This is a genomic window from bacterium (Candidatus Blackallbacteria) CG13_big_fil_rev_8_21_14_2_50_49_14, assembly GCA_002783405.1.
Taxonomy (GTDB): Bacteria; Cyanobacteriota; Sericytochromatia; order UBA7694; family UBA7694.
Genome location: PFGG01000048.1, coordinates 19,838 through 37,724 on the forward strand (window position 1 = coordinate 19,838; position 17,887 = coordinate 37,724).

Sequence of the window (17,887 nt, forward strand, 5' to 3'; positions counted from 1 at the left end):
GTCTTATTGTAAATGACAAATAGCAGTCTGATTCTCGGCAAATACGAGATCATTGAAGAAATTGGCCGTGGCGGTATGGGTGTCGTCTACAAGGCCAAAGATGTTCGGATTGATCGTATTGTTGCGATTAAAGAATTATTGATTAATCCGGCCCTGGTCAAAGCGGCAGAGGAAATTATTGCCCGTTTTCACCGTGAGGCCCAGACTGCTGGCGGCCTCCAGCACCCCAATATTGTTACTATTCATGATTTTGGCGAAGACAATGGCAAGCACTATATTGCCATGGAATTTATTGAGGGCAAGAACCTCAAGGAATATATGGAAGATGGTCATTCCTTTTCCCAAGACCAGCTTTACGATATTCTGATTCAGATTTGTGAAGGTCTTCAGCACGCCCATGAACGCAAGGTCGTTCACCGCGATATCAAGCCCGATAATATTTCGATTACTTCGAAGGGCGTTGTAAAAATTACCGATTTCGGGATTGCCCGTATGTCGACCAGCAATCCCATGATGCAAATGACCCAGGATGGAACCATGTTGGGTACCTTGGGGTATATCTCCCCTGAACAACTGCAAAATTCCAGCGCTGTCGATCACCGGGCCGACCTCTTCTCTTTCGGCGCGATGATGTATGAACTCTATACCAGTAAATTGCCCTTTGATGGCGGCAATTTAGGTGCAACCATTCTTAAAATCGTTTCAGAAGATCCCGTACCTCCAACCCGTCTGAATCCAGATATGGATCCTCGGATGGAAACGATCATCATGAAAACCCTGCAAAAACTGCCTGATTATCGTTATCAGTCAGCTGGGGAAATTGCGAATGCAATCCGTCAGTTAAAAAGTGGAGCCGCAGCAGCTCCCGCCTCAGGCATGCCTGATGCTTCCGGCATGGTGGTTTGCCCCTGTGAAAAGAAAAACATGATCTTTGCAGGGGCTAAGTTTTGCCCCTATTGTGGCCTGAACCTGGATCAAATGGCGGCTGCGGCCCCTGCAAGTCCGGCCGTGATCCAAACGGTGCCTTCGCCCCGTGAAGAAAACTTTGATCGTGCCGCCGCGATGAATCGCCCCATGCTGCGCACCCCGGAAGAGGAGCCTGCCAAAAAGCCTGAGAAAACAGAAAAGCCCAACGCTTTCCGTTCACGTCTTACCCATTTAATGGATTTGGCGACGACCTTCCAAAGCACGCCCCGTGTCATGGGGCAAAGTGCTGCTGCCCGGCCCAAAGATCCCAGGCAGGAGGCGGATCAATCTCCGGGCGCACGCCGAACCTATCATGCCGCCCAACGTTCCACGATTGAAACCTCCAGTCCTTTTGCTCATTTGAATACTGGGGCAACACAGCCTGGCCCCTCTCCTACTTTGCGGGCCACGCACCCTGGCAGTGTGGGCGGAGTAGGTGGCGGCGGCGAAGTTGACAAATCCTCTTTGCAGGTACGCTTTACTCATAAAATTGGACAAGTCGGTGCGGGTAAAGGTCAATTCTACCAACCCCGTGGTCTGGCCATTCATCAGGGCATGATTTTTGTCGCGGATACCCAGAATCAGCGTATCCAGGTCTTCAATAAAATGGGGGACTGGCAGTATCTGATCCGCTCAAGCAGTCAGCAGGAGTATCTCAAAGCCCCCTGTAATGTGGCAGTCAGCAAGCAAGGATTGATTTATGTCGTCGATTCTGGAACCTGTCGGATTGCGGTCTTTGACACTTCAGGCCGATTTATCAAAGCCTTTGGCTCCACTGGCAAGGCCAAGGGTGAGTTTTCGAACCCCTATGGAGTGGCGATCAGTTCCAAGGATGAAATCTATGTAGCGGATACAGAAAACTCGCGTATTCAGGTTTTGGATAGCAATGGTCAGGTTTCCAAGATTTTTGGCCGCCCTGGCACCCGACCGGGTGAGTTCAAAACCCCTTATGCGATTGCCCTGGATTCAAAAGACAACCTCTATGTTTTAGATTATGGCATTCCTCGGATTCAGGTTTTGGATCGCCACGGGATTTGTCGCCTTGAATTCGGCAAGCGTGGGGTGCGCGATGGAGAGTTCAGTATTCCTCGTGGTATTTCAGTGGATCTGAAAGGCCGGATTTATGTGGCCGACACCTTGAATCACCGTGTACAGGTCTTTTCACCCAAGGGTGAATTTATTGAGTCCTTTGGCTCGAAGGGCCGTGGTCCCAATGATTTCTGGGGGCCTGAAAGCATTGCCGTTAGTGATGAAGGCGAAATCTTTGTGCTGGATAAGGGCAATTCCCGTATTCAAGTGCTGAGTGCCAGTAATTTTTAAAATTTTTGCAAGATTGATACACATCTCTTTTGGGGAACACCGGTGTAAATCCGGGGCTGTGCCGCAACTGTAACCTGCCAAGGAAGCCAGACTGCCAAAGAGAAATACTCTGCGCGCACAGGAAGTAAATTTATGCGTTTTCTGATCGTTTTCGGACTTTGGCTTTTTATCAGTTTTCCCGCTTGGGCGTTTGATGACTTTTTCGGGCGCTCGCTGGTTTGGCCAGCCCATCCCCAGCGAGTTGTCTCGCTCTCGCCTGCTACTACCGAAATGCTCTATGCGGTGGGAGCTTCGGCACAGCTCATCGGGGTTACCTCTGATTGTAATTATCCTGTTCAGGCCCGTCAAAAAAAGCAATTGGGGCGCTTTGGCAATGTTCCGCTTGAGACTTTGGTCAAGCTCAAGCCCGATCTGATACTTGTCACTGCTGATATGAAGCGGGTGCTTGCGCCTTTAAAGCGTTTGAAGGTTCCTGTTTTGGCTTTAGAAACTCCCTCTGTAGCTCAGATCGGACGCAATCTTGAATTGATGGGGCAGGTCACAGGCCATGCACCGCAGGGAAAACAGGCGGCTCAGGCTTTTCAAGAGCGTCTCCAGCGTTTAAGAGCCCGTATTCCGCATCAAAAAACAGCTCCCCGTGTTTTTTATCTGTTGTGGGATCAACCTTTGATTTCAGCAGGTTCCCACAGTTTTATTGGAGATATTCTGAACCTGGCAGGCGCTGAAAATGCCGCTCCCCCAAGCCAGGCCGCTTTTCCACATGTCAGTTTGGAACACTTATTGCGCCGCGATCCCGATGTTCTGATTCTTCCTGAAACTGTCGCCCCCCGTATTCACTTAGAGCGCCCTCCCTTTGAGCGCCTCAAAGCGGTTAAAAAAGGACGCATCTTGCGTATCAACGATGATTTGATCTCGCGGCCAGCACCGCGAGTACTGGATGCCCTTGAGCTTTTGATCCGGTTTTTGTATCCCCGTACTTAGGCTTCCTCTGCCCTTGGCAAATATTGTTGAATGGCATGGCTCAAGTCTTCTTCAAGCTGTGTGCTGAGGTCTTCCAGACTGCGCTCGCTTTGAATAAAATCTTGAATCAGCGGAGCCATGCGGTTGATAAAAAAACCAAAGTTTTCCAGGCTATCGATAATTAAGGCTGCAGGGATATTCCGGTTTTCTGCTTTGAGGCCATAGTGAAAAAAGATTTTTTGTTCGGGATCCAGGTCAAAATGGCCGATTGGCATGATGCGATTGCAGCGGGTGAGAAACTGATAGAGCCCAAGCAAGCGTTCAGCGTTCAGATTTGCCGCATCTAAAGAAGAATGCACAAGAAACTGCAAGGTGACAGAATTTTCAAGTTCTTCTTGAATATCGGGCAAGGCTTCGGAGCGCAGTAAATCTTCGCTGAAAAAAATTTGCGCAATGGTACTGAACTCCTCTTGGTCGGGCTCTTGATCCTCATCTAAAGCAACCAGCAGGGCATCAAAATGATTTTCTTCCCCCTGGGGGATCAGATGGCTGTTGAAGCCCACATAACTTAAAATCTGATGCAGACGTTTTAAAGGGGTTTCAGTGTGTCCTTGGGAGGCGACTGTGGATAAACTGTTCATGGTGATTTCTCCTTGGGTTGAATTAGAAACGGGGATCGAGGGTCATGCCGCGTTGCATCAGAGCCATGGCCTGTTCTTTGGGCAGTTTAAGATTGACATGCAGAACTGTTTGAGCCAGATAGAGCATGCCCTGATCTGGTGGCGAAGCGGTTGCGCCTTCATAGATGGCTTCACTGGCATGTTTGGGTGAGGTGGCCAGCAGCGACAGGGTTAACTGTGTTTGCATGCCCTGAAGCTTTTCAATCGAGCCCCCCAGTGCTTGCTCATGTTCTTCCAGTCGGCCCAGCAATTCTTTCATGGCATCAATTTCCTGACTGCGCTGTTGTGCTTCTTCTGAATCCTGGGGAAGAATTCCCCGGCTCATCTCCTGATGCAAATGGTCTATTTTCAGGCTGATATTGTGTTTCAAATTCTGGATCTGTTCCTGGGTTTTGCCCCGTTCCTGTTGACCATCCTGAATTTTGAGTTTGGCCTGTGCCTGGCCCTGCATCAAATGCCCAATCTTTTTCTCGCGTTGTCCCATCCGGTATTTGGCGTAGGCGAAGCAGCCCACGGTTCCTGCCAGTGCGACCCCTGCTGCGATCCAGCCTACGGGTGTGGCCAGCGCGCCCACGGCGACTGCAATCCCAATTGCACCGGCGGTCATGCCGACCAGGTTTTTGATGATCTTGGCGGCCTTGAATTTGGTGTCGCCTCGGCTGATAATCTGCTGGGCGACCTGTTTGCTCTGATCTGACAGAGGGTGGCTTTCCAGGTGGCGATGCAGTTGCTGAATGCCAGCAATTTTTTCTTGCAAGGCCTCTGCCTTTTTCAGACGGCTGCTTTTGCTTGTGTACCAATGACCACTCTGTACTTCACCCAGCTGTTTCTGCAGCTTGCTCACATACTGTGTACGCTCTTCAGGTGAGGCCAGCGTGAGGCGGGCTGTTTCCATGCGGCTGAGGGCTTGTTTGCGTTTGGAGTAATTTTGGACCAGTTCGGCCCCTTCGGCGATGATTTGCAGGCCGCCGGCTACACCTGCGATGATATTGAGGGGGGCCCCTTTAACCAATTTGTCGGCTTTGTCCAGGTGGGTAAGAGCCTCTTTCCAGGAGTCTGTGTGGCTTTTGGCCCGGCTGATCTGGGCGATTAGATTGGCGAAAGAAGTCAGCGGAGAAATTTTTTGAAGCAGTCCAGCGCGTTCACTGGTGAATCCCACTTTGCTTTCTTTTTTGAGTGGACTTGCACTTTCCGCAATCTGGCGCAGATCCTTGCTCAATCCCTGGGCCTGAAATTGAAGGACCTCTTGTGCTGAACTCAGCATACTGAGCGCATCCAGTACCCGGTCGGGCAGTTGTGGGGAATTAATCGCTCCGAGCAAGAGCGTGCCCTGTGGATCGAGGCCCTGTTTTTTCAGGATTTGCTGGCCTTCACCCAGCAAGCGGGAAATTTTCAGTTCATCAGGCGAATCCAATTCCCGTTCCTGCCTGATTGCATCCACCAGACTACCGAGGGTTTTGCGGTCTTCGTGCATTCCTTCAATCCAACTGGAGAGTTGATGTCCAGACTCTTGAATTTTCTGGGCCAGTTTGCGGTGATCGGCATTGCGATAAAATCCACCAAAAACGCCTTTGTCGAGCATGCCAACGGGCTTGCCCAAATATTTTTTTAAGGTTTTGAGCTTGCCCAAGGATGGGGATTGTTCTGAGAGGGCTCTGAGATCAATGGTTTCGATTTCTTTGAGAATATCTTTGATTTGAGCTTTGCTTCCCAGTGCTGGGGTTCGGGTTTGGCTGAAGGATTTGGGGGAGGCCTGCACATGCTCCGGGGGAGAGGAGGGTTGGGGGCGGGGACGCGAGACCTGACTTAACCCTCTCAGTTGAAAACTGCTGCTGCTTCGGCTGATACTGAGATCACTCATTTTAAAAGTCTCCTCTTTTTAGGGTGCTGGGGTTACCTCTTCCACTCTGTCCAGGGTTTCGTGGAAGTTTTCAACTTCTTCGAGCAGGGCTTCATAATGCCGAAGAATTTCTGGAATTTGAATTTTCTGTTGTTCAAGCATATCCAGTTCATCCGCAAAATGATCACAATCGTCAAAAAATTCTTCAAGATCGAGATTCAGACGCTGGTGTTCTTCAGGAGAGAGCAAGAGCTGTGCTTTTTCAAGATCGGTGCGTACCCGTTCTTCTTCTGAACGGATTCGATCTTCCAGTTGCAGAATTTGTTTGGAGAGGCGGATAAACTGTAATTGACGGTTGAGAGCCAATTCTAAGGGATGAAGTTTTTGCTCAAGTGCGAGCACTTCCATCTCCTCAGAAAGAGCTTGCAATTGAAGACGCAATTGCTGTTCTCGTTTTTTCCAGGCTTGGTAGTTTTGGATCAGGTGATGCAGATCTTTGGGGCTGTGTACAGGCTGTGGGGGCAAGGGAGGTTCCTGCATCAGCGCTTGAAGCGCCTGAACAATGGTTTTTTCAAGTGCCTGTAAAACAACTTCAGGATTTTCAGACTGAGAAACAGGGGCAGAAATGAGGGGCTTAGAGGGTTGCGTGGAGAGTGCTGAGCCTGTCTGAAGGATATCCAGCATCAGTAAAATATCTGGATCCTGGGCTGAGATGCGTTGGCCCTCTTTGAGATAGTCCAAGGCCCGACGATAATCGTGCAAACTGATTAAAAGATAGGCCATGCCGATATAGGCGTCGATATGACTGCGCGCATTTTGTATGGCCTCACCAAAATCTTGGCTGGCAGCTTTCAAATGTTCTCTTTTGAGGGGGTCTTCTTTCGCTTCAAGTGCGCTTTGTAGATGCTCAAAACCACTTTTACAGAAGTTTTCTGAACGTTCAGTTCTTGCATCCTGCTGGGATTGGCGGAGATTTTGAATGGCATTTAAACTGTTTAAATTCATTGTGAGCCTCCATTTTGATTTTATTCTGCTGTTCCCTGAAATTGTATGAGCTATGTCAATTTTTTGCCGATAAATGCGCTCGCTTTGGGCTGCGAAGAGGCTTGTGTTTGAGTGCTCAGAGCCCTTTTCGGGATATGTTATACTTCAAGCTAAAGACTGCACAGGCAAGGTAAGTTATGTATCAGGTTCGTATTTTTGAGGCGGGAGACGCCGAAGAATTGCAAGTGGCATTGAATGAGTGGTTCGGGGAACATCCTGAGCTGGAAATCGTCCGTATTACTCAGAGCGAAAGTGCCGTAGCCGATGAAGACGGTGATCTTTGCGGAAACACCACCGTTTCTGTATTTTATAAAAGCTAAAAAGGATCTTCTCCATGAAAAAACTCCACAAGATGCTCATGACTTCACTCTTGGTTTTGGCTTGCAGCCTGCCTGTTACGGCAGCAGTGCAGGAAAGTCAGGTGGTGACGGTTGAAGGCGAAGCTGCGATCGAATCCTCACGTGCGACAGCCCGTGAGCAGGCCATCGCACAGGCCAACCGTCTGGCCGTGGAACAGGCTTTGGGCGTCTATGTGGTTTCTGAAACCCTGGTTGAGAATGCTGTGGTGGTCAAAGACAATATCCTGACCAAGGCCAGTGGTTTTGTCAGCGGTTATAAAATCATTTCTGAACAGGCCCAGGGCCAGATCTACAAGGTAAAACTTCAGGCGACTGTGGGAGTTGAGCCTTTGGTGGAACAATTGGCGAAAATGGGCCTTCTGCGTGAATGGACAGTGGCTGTGGTTTTGGCCCCCCCCGATGGCAAAACCGCACAGGAATCTACAGAATCCGCCAGAACCCAGCTCAATAGCTCTATTCTTGAAATGGGCTTTAAAGTGGCAGATGAAAATGCTCTGGTGCAACTCAACCAGCCAGCGATCATGAATCAGATTCTCAAGGGCAATTATATGGCGGCTCTGCCTGTTTTACGTGACAGTGGTGTAGACGTGCTGCTGGCTGGCAAAACTTTTACCCGTCCGACTGAAACCGGTGCCATGGAAACCTATGGCGGCATTAAGACCATTCTGACCGAAGGCCGGATCGATGCCCGCGCGATTCGGGTCGATACGGGTGAGATTTTAGCGGCTAAATCCTTTAATGGCGTGGCTGGGGGTTCCACTCAGGCGATTGCTGAAGCCAAGGCGATTGAAAAAGCGGCAAGCGCAGCGGGCCATTATTTTTCGGTTCAGGTCGCCAAATTGCCTGCTTCTACCACCCAGCACGTGCAGTTGGTGGTCAAAGGCCTGAGCTTTGCCCGTGAAAAGCAGTTTCAGGAAGCCATGCGCAAGGTCAGCGGGATTCGTAAACTGACCCGCAAACTCTATCGTAACCAGGAAGCACAGTACGAAATTGAATATGCAGGCAAAGCCGATCAATTGGCGGATTTGCTCTCTGAAAACGCAGGCCTGAAAAAGTTCGGTTTTGATATTCAGAGTTTGACCTCGGGTCGAATTGACGCCAAAGCCAAGTAGCTTTAATACACATTTAATAAAGATTTATCGGGTCTTTAGAGCAGTCAGAGTGCGAAACAGGCTATAAGATCTGTATCACGGTAATGGAAGATAGACGATGGAATTGCAGCCGCTCAGACAAATGATGACCCAAGCTTTGCAGAATGATCAGAAGATCAATGCTGCTGAGTTTGCGCCGATCAAAGCCGAGATTTTGAAAGATCAGAAAATCTCGCCTGAAGAGAATCAAATGCTGATGGATGCCCTGACCCAAGGGCAGTTTGAAGGCAGTCTTGTTCCCGCTGTGATTTCTTTTGTTTCTCAGGGCCTGCAGACCCCTGCCCAACCTGCTGCGCCAGCAGCTGAAGCCCCCAAGCCTGAGGCCGTCAAGACCCCTGAAGCCGAGAAAAAGGCCAGCCCCTGGAAAAAAGAATATTCGATTCAGGGCAATCTCAACCATACCTCCGTGAGTTCAGGCTGGACCAATCAGTATGGTTCAGAAAAGACAGCCACCAAAGTAGAAGGCTCTTTTCAAGCCCAGGTAGATTACGAAGAGGGCCGTACCAGCTGGAAAAACCGGATTTTGCTAGAGTATGGCAATACCTTTGTCAAAGGGGAGCAGGAGCGCGCGATTTCACGGAATAATCTTGAAGTGACCACTGAAGCGGCTCATAAAATTGGTGAACAGGGCAATCTGAAAGTTGAAATTCCCTATGTTTCACTTTATACCAAAGGCCCGCTGACCGAGATTGAGGGCCGCAAGTTCCGTGAAACCACGGGCGCCAAGGTGACCTATACCACCGATGATAAGCAGGGTGAGTATTCAGTTAAAGTGGGGGCTGGGATACAGCAGACCAATGATCCCGCTACCCGCCAGTGGAACAATGAAGTTGGCGTTGAAATGGTGGTTGAAGCCAAACAGAGCATGGGCTTTATGAAAGCTCCGATTGTGAAAGCCACGGGCATTAAAGAAGAAAACGTCACCTTTTTGGATCGCCTGGAGGGTACAGCCCAGGTCAATGCCTTTAACCCCATGCAGAATGGGGCAGATTGGGCCAATACCGATGTGGGTGTTCGTCTTTCAGGCCGTTATTATGTCAATGACAAGAAGAGTATCTGGGTGGGGGCTACCCAGCAATACCAATATGGCGGCAAAGCTGACAGTACCTGGGAACAGAAGTTTTCAGCGGATCTGGGCTTTAAATTTCAATAGATTTCAAGCTTGATTTCAAAGGGTCTTATACGGGCTTGAAAAATCAAAGGCCAAAACCTGACTAAATCGCAGCCAAAACAGCCTGAATAGCAGGTTTTTCCCGTTGCCAGCGTTGGTCAAGCAGTTTTTCCCGCTCCTGCACAAAGGCTTCAGAAAATGAGCGCAGGGCATTGTCTGCCAGATTAAAGGATTCATAAATTTCAATCACCCCATCGAGCAGGGCATTGAGCGGCCAAATCAAATCACTTTCCCATTCGGGGTGGGCATCCAGCAGGCGGGCCATGCTCACGGCAATGCCTCGGGTGCAGTCGTTGAGGCGGTATTTTAGGTTTTGCGTGCCCAGTACCTGCTCTTGGGTTAAACAAAAAAGAAAAAGCGCACGGGCTGCGGGTTGTTCATGGGGCAGATAGTGCAGGGCGGTATCAAACAGATCGGAGGTGATTTTTTCGACCGCAGGGTGTTTGCGGGCAGCCAATTGCATCACCACCTGGGTGATTTCGCGAAAGTCGGCTTCCAGTTCTGAGTTCAGACCGAGATTGACCTGTTTCAGACGCTGGCTGATATGGTGGTGGAGCGCTTCTTGGTAAGCGGGTGAAAGCATTTCATGGGGTTCGAGCGAAGCCAATAAAAGTTTGCCCGTTTCAGGCAGTTTATAACGGGCGATTTCCTGTTTGGGGGCTGCATGAGGGGTGGGCATGCTCTGTTGTATGGGGGTTTCACTTTGCCAGCGTTGAATCCAGCCATATTCGTTTAACAGTTGCCAAAGCAGAGGGCCAATCCCTGCCTGCGGACTGTTCTGGCGTAAAAGCGCAAGATACATGCCGCTGTGGTTTAAAAAGAATTGGCGTTTGACTTCCTGGGCCGAGGGACTGATTTGAAAATGCTGCATCACCTGTTCCAAAAACTGAATTTCATGCAGCAGCAGGTTGCGGGCCAAGAGATAATTGCCTAATTTGGCCTGTTTGAGCAATTCTTCCAATTCGGCGCAAAGTACGGGCACAAATTCACGGGCAAAAATACTGAAGAGCGTTTCAGTTCCTACATCCAGACCTGTCAAACCGGCTTTGCCGAAGTGTCTGACCAAAAGGTAGATGCAGCCCATTTCCTGTAGACCCTGTACTTGATTGGAGGTAAGCAGGGATTGGATCTGTTTTGAATTGAGGCTGTCGAGCAGTTTGCCTGTTTCAGAAAAAAGCAAATTGCCTGATTTTAGCTCAAACAGGCGTTGCAGTTGATAAGTAACAGCAGAGAGGTGATAATCCTGCTGCAGAGAAGGCGACGACACTTAATAGAGGTCGAAGAAATTTCCCAGGTTGGCGCGACAGGCAGCCAGTAAAAGAGTGCTGCTGATCAGGAAGGCCCAGGTTCCAACGCGTTTGAGTGTATTCATCTTGATTTTCCCGCTGAGGTATTAAAGATCTTCAAGGAATTAGTATACCACAGACCCTCTGTTCAAGGGTATGGCGATGGCTGAGAAAGCTGCTTTCTCGGCCTTGGATCAGGGGCTGGCTTGCCGCACCCCAAAACCCTTGCGTTCCATTTTGCCCCAAGAGTGGCTGCGACGGGTGAGTTTTCGCCACATGCCCCGTGCGCGCCAGAGGGTGAGCAATTGGCGATAGCCAAAACTTTCAAGCAAAGAGGCAAGAATCAGATTGAGCAAATCTTTCATGCGCAGGTAGCGGCGGAAAGTCAACTCTTCAAGCGCGATTGCGAAAATCGAGACAATGCTGCCATAGACGAAGGCGACCAGAAAAAAGGCCATCATAAAAGAACCCGAAAGCATGCCCAAAAGGCCTGTGACCAAAATAGAAAGATAGCCTGTTAACTCAATCACGGGGCCCAGCATTTCCAGGAAAAAATAATAGGGATAAGCCAAGAGCCCAATCCGTCCATAGCGGGGATTAAAAAACATGCCCCGGTGTATCCAAAGTGCTTCCATCAAGCCTCTTTGCCAGCGGTCGCGCTGGTTGGCCAAGGTTTTCATGTCTTCAGGACATTCGGTCCAGGCCACGGGATCTGGAATAAAGGCAATATCGTAGGAGAGTTTCTGTTCCAGGCAATAGCGGTGAAGACGCACAATCAGCTCCATATCTTCACCGACCGTATCGGTGGCATAGCCGCCGATATCCACGATCAAAGAGCGTTTAAACAGTCCAAAGGCACCTGAAATAATCAGGGTGCCCCCCATTACACTCCAACCCATACGACCCGAGAGAAACGAACGTAAATATTCCAGGGCCTGAAAGCGGGCCAGCCAGGTTTTGGGCAGACGCACCTGTTTTACAATCCCGCTTTCGATCACACAACCATTGGCAATACGCACAATGCCTCCTACCGCCACGGTTTTACTCTCTTCAAGATAGGGGCGAACCACGCGCAGAAGAGCATCCTGCTCCAGCAGGCTGTCAGCGTCAATGGCACAGAAAAGGGGGGTTTGGCACATATTGATGCCCGCGTTCAAGGCATCTGCTTTGCCTCCATTGGCTTTGTCCAGCACCCACAGATTGCTAAATTTCAGACTGCGATAGACCGCGTGAATTTCTTGGGTTTTCAGATTGGAAAGCGGCGTGCGGTAGGCGGGTTCCAGATCGTAGGCGTCAATCAGACGCTTCAGGGTTTTGTCTTGGGAGCCGTCATTGACGACCAGCACTTCATATTCAGGGTATTGCAGGTTGAGCAGAGCGCGTATTGATTCTACACAGGTGGATTCTTCGTTATAAGAGGGAACCACCATGGTGATGGGCGGAGCCCCTGCTGAAGTCAGCAAATACTCAATGCTGACAGATTTTAAACGGCGCGAATATTTGCGCAAGGCCCCAAAGGACAGAATGCTGGTCACCACATACATACTGTTTAAGAAAAACATATAGAGCAAATTGGTAATGCTCAAGACCATCAGGAAAATAAAAATCGGTTTCATTGCTCTGTCTCGTTTGCGAAATCGTTTACAATGATAGCATTGTCCCCCTGTGGTTTAAGATGAAAAGATTTAGAATTGATTTAAAAATCGATTCGCTGGATAACGGAAAATTAAGTTGTGAATGAGCTTTGGACGCAATTTTTAGCCAAATGGATTTTTGGTGATTGGGCACATCAGTTCTTACTGATCTTGACTGTCTATATCTTGCTTTTATTGGTTTTGGCGCTGGGATTGGTTGTTTTGACCGTACGTCTGCACAAAGCCAATACGCACAAGGCAGAAAAATGGAAAGCGCTTGAAGCCAAGTGGGATCCCCTCACCTCTAGCATTATTGCGGGCTTTATGACCCCCCAAGCCTTGCTCGATAAAGTCGGGCCAGATGAGCAACTTTTTTTTGTGGATTATTTGATGCGCTATGTGCCGAAATTGGAGGGAGAGGCCCGTGCCACCCTGTGTGAAATGGCTGCTCCCTATCTGGATCGTTTGGCGGCCAGAATGGAAACTGGTGACGATGAACAGCGGGCCCGTGCGATTTTAACCCTGAATACCATGGGGTTCGATCGTTACCAGGATCTGATTGTCAAAGCCATGGACGATACCTCGCCTGTGGTTGCGATGTTGGCTGCCCGCTCTTTGGCCGACACAGGGGCGATTCGTTATCTCGAGATTGTTTTGGCGAAAATTGGCCTTTTTCGCAGTTGGAGCGCATCTTATCTGACTTCGATGCTGGATGCTCTGGCTCGCAGCGCACCTACGCAACTTTTGGCTTTTTTTAAAGAACAACAATATCCAGATTGGGTTCAGGCGATTATTCTCAAGGCTTTGACCCAGCTCAGTTGTGTGGAAGCGGTTCCGCTGGCGGCTCAATTGGTGCGTGAAGATGCGCAGCGAGAGGTGCAGGTTGCGGCTTTACAGCTTTTGGCCCGTTTGGGGCAAAGTGACTACAAGCCCTTGATTCGCAGCAAATGTGAACATGCGGATTTTGTGATTCGTTTGCATGCGATTAAAGCCTTGGCACAAAATGGAGATATGACAGATGCAGCGCTTTTAGAGCCCCTTTTGCGCGATCCCTCTCATTGGGTGGCTTTACAGGCGGCAGAGGCTTTAAAAATGATTGGCGATTTGGAAGCGCTTGAGCGTTTCGCTGACAGTGAAGACCCACATGCAGAATTGGCTTTGCAGGTGCTCTATGATCAGGATTCCTCTGCTGAGCTGGTTTTGGCAGCACGTTCTTCGGCCTTTGCCAGCAAGGTTCCCCAATGGCTGCGTTCAGCCTATCGCCGCAGTTCTGCTGTGGCCTGGCGGCGTGTCGGTCAGATTCTGTTTCAGCCCGAAACGCATTCTGAAGTGCGTTTGGCAATTGCCCGCAATTTGCGCCCAGAGGCTGATGCTTCGTTGTATCAAGAGGCGATCACGCAATTATTTCAGCCCCAGTTTAAGAGTTCGCCTCTTTTTCTGATTTGGGTGCTCTACCGCATGCGCCCAGAGCAATCTCTTGAAACCCTCAGTGAATTCTTTTTTCAGACCTCAGAGCGCGAAACACGCGCGCAGATTCTTAAAATTTTTCAACAGGATGCTTTGGCCAACCGAAGGTTTTCCAGTTTTATTCAACAGGCCAGTCAGGCGCTTTTGCCGGGTTGAACTCAGCCTTGTTTTTGCGCAAAATAATGTTTGACCTGGCTTAAGTAAGTTTCCAATTCATTCAGCAGGGTATGCGTTTTGTTGCGATCGCAGGCTTCTCCTGCTTCTTGCAGTTCTTTTCCCAGGGCCGTGATTTTGGGAAAACCATAGGCGGTTCCACTGCCTTTCATGCTGTGCCCCAGGCGTGTCAGTTCTTTAAAATTGGAATTTTGGAGATGTTCTCGTAGTTTGGGAATATCGCCGGCACGGTTATCGAGAAATTGAGGCACCAACTCGAAAATATCCGGGTCGATTTCCTGAATCTCAAGCTCTTGAGCGCTGGTTGGAGCGGGTTCGCTGCCAGCTGTGGCCACGCAGGAGAGAAAGGCCAGGGTATCGAGCAGATCCTGTTTGCGAATGGGTTTGGTCAGATAGAGATTGCTGCCTGCTGCCAGAATGGCGTCCCGAACACTGGTCAGGGCATCTGCTGTCAGGGCGACAATCGGAGCCGGTTTTCGACCTTGTTTTTGCTCCCATTCACGAATTTTTCGCGTGGCAGTATAGCCATCCATGATCGGCATCTGAATATCCATCAAGACCAGATCAAAGGGAGATGTGGTAAAGAGTTGGACGGCTTCTTCTCCGTTTTGGGCATCGGTAATTTTGTAATGGGGGGTGCCCTTGAGGTATAAATGCACCAAGAGGCGGTTATCGGGAGAGTCTTCCACCAAGAGCAAGCGCAAATCACGGTCGGGTGCCGTGCCTGACATCGCTGCGGGTGGTTTGGGCAAGCCCTGGCGTTTGGGAGCTGTGCGCACCGTGCCCTCCCCATTTTCAAAGCGCAGGGTGCATGAAAAGGTGCTTCCCATACCGGGTGTGCTTTCGACCCAGATATGCCCCCGAAAGAGCTCGACCAGCCGACGCGTAATCGCCAGGCCCAAGCCGGTTCCGCCATAGCGCCGGGTGGTGGATGAATCTGCCTGGCGGAAGCTTTCAAAAATACGGGATTGCTGTTCTGCAGAAATGCCCACCCCTGTATCGCGGACAGAGACCATCAGACAAATTTCACCTTCCCGTGAAAGCGTCTGATAATCATATATCTCAACGGTAACACCGCCTTTTGATGTGAATTTAACTGCATTTCCAATTAAATTCATTAAAATTTGACGAAAACGACCAGGGTCTCCGTTGATTTGTTCAGGCAAACTATCCGCGATCTGAACGCGCAGGGTCAGACCTTTGGTTTTAGCCTGTTTCTCAAACATGGTGAGAATACCATTTACAATCGGACGAAACCTGAAATTCTGGGTTTCAAGTGTGAATTTGCCCGATTCAATCCGTGAAAGATCGAGCACATCATTGATCAGATTGAGCAGGGTACTGCTGGCGTTTTTACAGACATTCAGATACTTTTCTTGTTCTGTATCCAGCTGGGTTTCTTCAAGCAAATCGAGCATGCCCATCATGGCATTCAAGGGCGTGCGAATTTCATGGCTGATGGTGGCCAAAAATTCAGATTTGGCTTTAGAGGCTTGAAGCGCCTGGTCACGGGCTTGCTGCAATTCAGCTTCGGCCAGTTTGCTTTCAGTAATATCTGAAGCGTAGATATTGACATAACCTTGTTCTTGAACGGGCACGAAATAAAAATGAAAAAAACGGTTATCGAGCTGAATTTCACTCTCCCGCGTACTTTCAGTATTCAAAGTTTCCTGTAAAGGGCCTTGCCAAGGCTCAGGAAAAGGCTGGCCCACCTTGCAGTTCCAGGTATCCAAAAGTTTTTGAGCATGGGGGTTGGCATAAAGCAACAGCCCTTGATGATCGACGCGAAAAACAGGGTTGGGATTTTCTTCTGGGAAACGGGAAAGCGAGGAAAGATTTTCTGCTTCCTGTTGAAAAGGGCTGATATCACGGTAGACCCAAAAATGTCCCAGGTAGTGGCCCGCTTCGATAATGGGCAGGTAGTCGCGTTCCAGAATTTTGCCATTTTTTAAGGGCAGGGTTTCATTGAGAACAGGAACGCGTTCACGCAGATGGGTTTCTGTCAGGCTTAAGAACTGTTCGGGTTCTGCGAACAAGGGGGCAGAGGCTTTGGCCGCTCTGTTTCCATCTTTGCCCATCAAGTTTTCAGGAGCGTCAGGCAAGGCAAAAATTCTGCAAAAGCTGTTGTTTGCCAAAGTGATACGGCGCTCAGACGTTTCCACGACAATTCCAGCCTGCAGATGGCGCACCAGAATTTCAAGCCGGGCTTTCAGGAGGTGCACGGGTTCATGCTCTTGCTCGGGGGCCGCAAGCAGGATGGGCTCCTCCTGAGCCAAGACGCTTTCTTGTGCTTCATCAAAGAGTTCAGAAAAGGGGTCTGTATTCATGGCTTTATCCTAACACAGGACAAAGGGCCTGTCATGATGTCCCGTGCGAGGGGAGCCAGGAAGTCTTTACGGGTTTTTCAAGCGCAGGCTGAGAATGGTTTCAATATGGCCTGTTTGAGGGAACAAATCGACAGGTTGAATGGCTTCTACTTGGTAAAGAGGCAGCAGGGTTTCAAGATCGCGGGCCAAGGCAGCGGGGTTGCAGGAGACATAGATCAAGGCCGGGGCTTGAAGCTGCAAGAGCGTTTTTAAGGCTTTGGGGTGTAAACCTGCTCGTGGAGGGTCAATAATCACGAGATCGGCGGGATGTTTTTCGATCAACTCAGGCAGGAGATGTTCTACTTTGCCTGCTTGAAAATGGCAGTTTTGAATTTGGTTGCGCGCTGCATTTTTTTTGGCATCTGCCACAGCCGATTCGATTTCTTCAATGCCAAAGACCTGCTCGGCCTGACCTGATAAAACCATGCCAATGGTGCCGGTTCCACTGTAGAGATCGTAAATGGTGCGAGCTTGAACCTGGGCTGCCATTTTTTGGATTTGGGTATAAAGCACTTCTGCAGCTTGGGTATTGGTTTGAAAAAATGCATAGGGCGAGATCTCAAAATCCAGGCCACAGAGGCTGTCCTGAATCAGGGCTTCTCCTTGCAAAACGGTTACCGGTTGGTAGCCCACGATTTGAGCATCACCGGTATGTTCGCTGTGAAGCACGCTGCGGATTTGGGTGCCAGGAAACTCAAAAGACGCTAATTTCTCTAAAAGCAGTGACCAATCGGGGGCATGGCCGGCGGCGGTATTTAAATGCAGCATCAGATCGCCGCTGCGTACCCCGTGGCGTAAAACCAGATGGCGCCAATAGCCTGTATGAAAGCGGGGGCTGTAGACTTCTCCCCCCAAAGCGGGTAAAACTTCCCGCACCAGTTGATGCAGTTTGCGCAGTGGTTCAGGCATGAGCTGACAGCTTGTGATATCCACCAGGGTACCGAAGGAGCCCGGCACGTGAAAACCCAGATAGGAGCCACGTGGAAGTGGTTCTCCCGCTGCCCGGAAGCGCTGGTAGTTTTCGTCTGAGAGGTAGATTTTATCGCCAAAGCTGAGTTCAAACTTATTGCGATAACCCCAAATCTGAGGGCTGGGCAAGACCGGCTGAATCTGCATTTCTGGGCCGAGCAGGGGGCTTAAGAGCTGCGTAACAATCTGGTGTTTCCACTCCAGTTGCAAAGCATAGCTGGCAGATTGCCAAATGCAGCCCCCACAACCGGTTCCTGCTTCTGTTGGCGGTTGCCCAAAATGGGCACAGGCAGGCTTGATTTGATCCGGGCGGGTTTCCAATACTTCCGTCAGTCGGGCTTCTGCCTTTTTCTGTCGGCGTTTGAGAATTCGGGCTGCTACTTTTTGTCCGGGCTGGGCATAGGGCACCAGCACCTGCCAGTCCTTGTGCTGGGCCAAGCCTTGACCTGCCGGACCCAGACCCTTGATTTCCAGTTCCAGAATTTCATGTTTTTTCATGT

Annotated in this window: 13 protein-coding genes and 1 riboswitch; of the genes, 6 read left to right on the plus strand and 7 right to left on the minus strand. The window is 49.9% G+C overall.

The window, feature by feature from the left end:
• The first annotated feature begins 12 nt into the window (after nucleotides 1-12).
• Both COW20_11690 and COW20_11695 read left to right on the plus strand, forming a co-directional pair.
• The gene (locus COW20_11690; protein ID PIW47699.1) at nucleotides 13-2,286 is read left to right on the plus strand and encodes a hypothetical protein; all 2,274 of its coding nucleotides are present in this window, start codon (nucleotides 13-15) and stop codon (nucleotides 2,284-2,286) included.
• Nucleotides 2,275-2,400, plus strand: a riboswitch (cobalamin riboswitch). (Overlaps the previous gene by 12 nt.)
• 18 nt (nucleotides 2,401-2,418) lie before the next feature.
• The gene (locus COW20_11695; GenBank protein PIW47700.1) at nucleotides 2,419-3,267 is read left to right on the plus strand and encodes a hypothetical protein; all 849 of its coding nucleotides are present in this window, start codon (nucleotides 2,419-2,421) and stop codon (nucleotides 3,265-3,267) included.
• On the opposite strand, the gene COW20_11700 is transcribed toward COW20_11695, so the two are convergent.
• The 3 genes from COW20_11700 to COW20_11710 are packed head-to-tail and all read right to left on the minus strand — an operon-like array spanning nucleotide 3,264 to nucleotide 6,771.
• Nucleotides 3,264-3,887 carry a hypothetical protein gene (locus tag COW20_11700; GenBank protein PIW47701.1) on the minus strand — a complete coding sequence of 208 codons (624 nt, stop codon included), beginning with the start codon at nucleotides 3,885-3,887 and terminating at the stop codon, nucleotides 3,264-3,266. The two genes, COW20_11695 and COW20_11700, sit on opposite strands and share 4 nt — an antisense overlap.
• A gap of 22 nt (nucleotides 3,888-3,909) precedes the next feature.
• A complete protein-coding gene (locus COW20_11705) occupies nucleotides 3,910-5,787 on the minus strand; it encodes a hypothetical protein (GenBank protein PIW47702.1) in 1,878 nt (625 codons plus the stop codon).
• Nucleotides 5,788-5,805: 18 nt separating this feature from the next.
• The gene (locus tag COW20_11710; protein PIW47703.1) at nucleotides 5,806-6,771 is read right to left on the minus strand and encodes a hypothetical protein; all 966 of its coding nucleotides are present in this window, start codon (nucleotides 6,769-6,771) and stop codon (nucleotides 5,806-5,808) included.
• 176 nt (nucleotides 6,772-6,947) lie between these two features.
• Here COW20_11710 and COW20_11715 point away from each other — a divergent pair, with 176 nt between their 5' ends.
• From COW20_11715 to COW20_11725, 3 genes are all read left to right on the plus strand, one after another.
• Nucleotides 6,948-7,130 carry a hypothetical protein gene (locus COW20_11715; protein PIW47704.1) on the plus strand — a complete coding sequence of 61 codons (183 nt, stop codon included), beginning with the start codon at nucleotides 6,948-6,950 and terminating at the stop codon, nucleotides 7,128-7,130.
• Between the two features lie 14 nt (nucleotides 7,131-7,144).
• Nucleotides 7,145-8,281, plus strand: coding sequence for a hypothetical protein (locus COW20_11720; protein ID PIW47705.1), 1,137 nt, complete (start codon nucleotides 7,145-7,147; stop codon nucleotides 8,279-8,281).
• A 97-nt stretch (nucleotides 8,282-8,378) separates the two neighbouring features.
• Nucleotides 8,379-9,473, plus strand: a complete 1,095-nt coding sequence (locus COW20_11725; GenBank protein PIW47706.1) for a hypothetical protein — start codon at nucleotides 8,379-8,381, stop codon at nucleotides 9,471-9,473.
• Nucleotides 9,474-9,534: 61 nt separating this feature from the next.
• On the opposite strand, the gene COW20_11730 is transcribed toward COW20_11725, so the two are convergent.
• Nucleotides 9,535-10,758 (minus strand): hypothetical protein, encoded by a 1,224-nt coding sequence (locus COW20_11730; protein PIW47707.1) that lies wholly within the window; start codon nucleotides 10,756-10,758, stop codon nucleotides 9,535-9,537.
• 213 nt (nucleotides 10,759-10,971) lie between these two features.
• On the minus strand, nucleotides 10,972-12,369 hold the full coding sequence (locus COW20_11735) for a glycosyl transferase (GenBank protein ID PIW47729.1): 1,398 nt from the start codon (nucleotides 12,367-12,369) through the stop codon (nucleotides 10,972-10,974).
• A gap of 141 nt (nucleotides 12,370-12,510) precedes the next feature.
• Between COW20_11735 and COW20_11740 the strand changes: the two genes are divergently transcribed.
• Nucleotides 12,511-14,034, plus strand: coding sequence for a hypothetical protein (locus COW20_11740; protein ID PIW47708.1), 1,524 nt, complete (start codon nucleotides 12,511-12,513; stop codon nucleotides 14,032-14,034).
• A gap of 2 nt (nucleotides 14,035-14,036) precedes the next feature.
• On the opposite strand, the gene COW20_11745 is transcribed toward COW20_11740, so the two are convergent.
• Together COW20_11745 and COW20_11750 are read right to left on the minus strand one after the other, a co-directional pair.
• Entirely contained in the window at nucleotides 14,037-16,379 is a 2,343-nt protein-coding gene (locus COW20_11745; GenBank protein ID PIW47709.1) for a hypothetical protein, read from the minus strand.
• 66 nt (nucleotides 16,380-16,445) lie between these two features.
• Nucleotides 16,446-17,885: a 23S rRNA (uracil(1939)-C(5))-methyltransferase RlmD gene (locus COW20_11750; GenBank protein PIW47710.1), complete on the minus strand. Its 1,440-nt coding sequence runs from the start codon at nucleotides 17,883-17,885 to the stop codon at nucleotides 16,446-16,448.
• Nucleotides 17,886-17,887 lie beyond the last annotated feature (2 nt).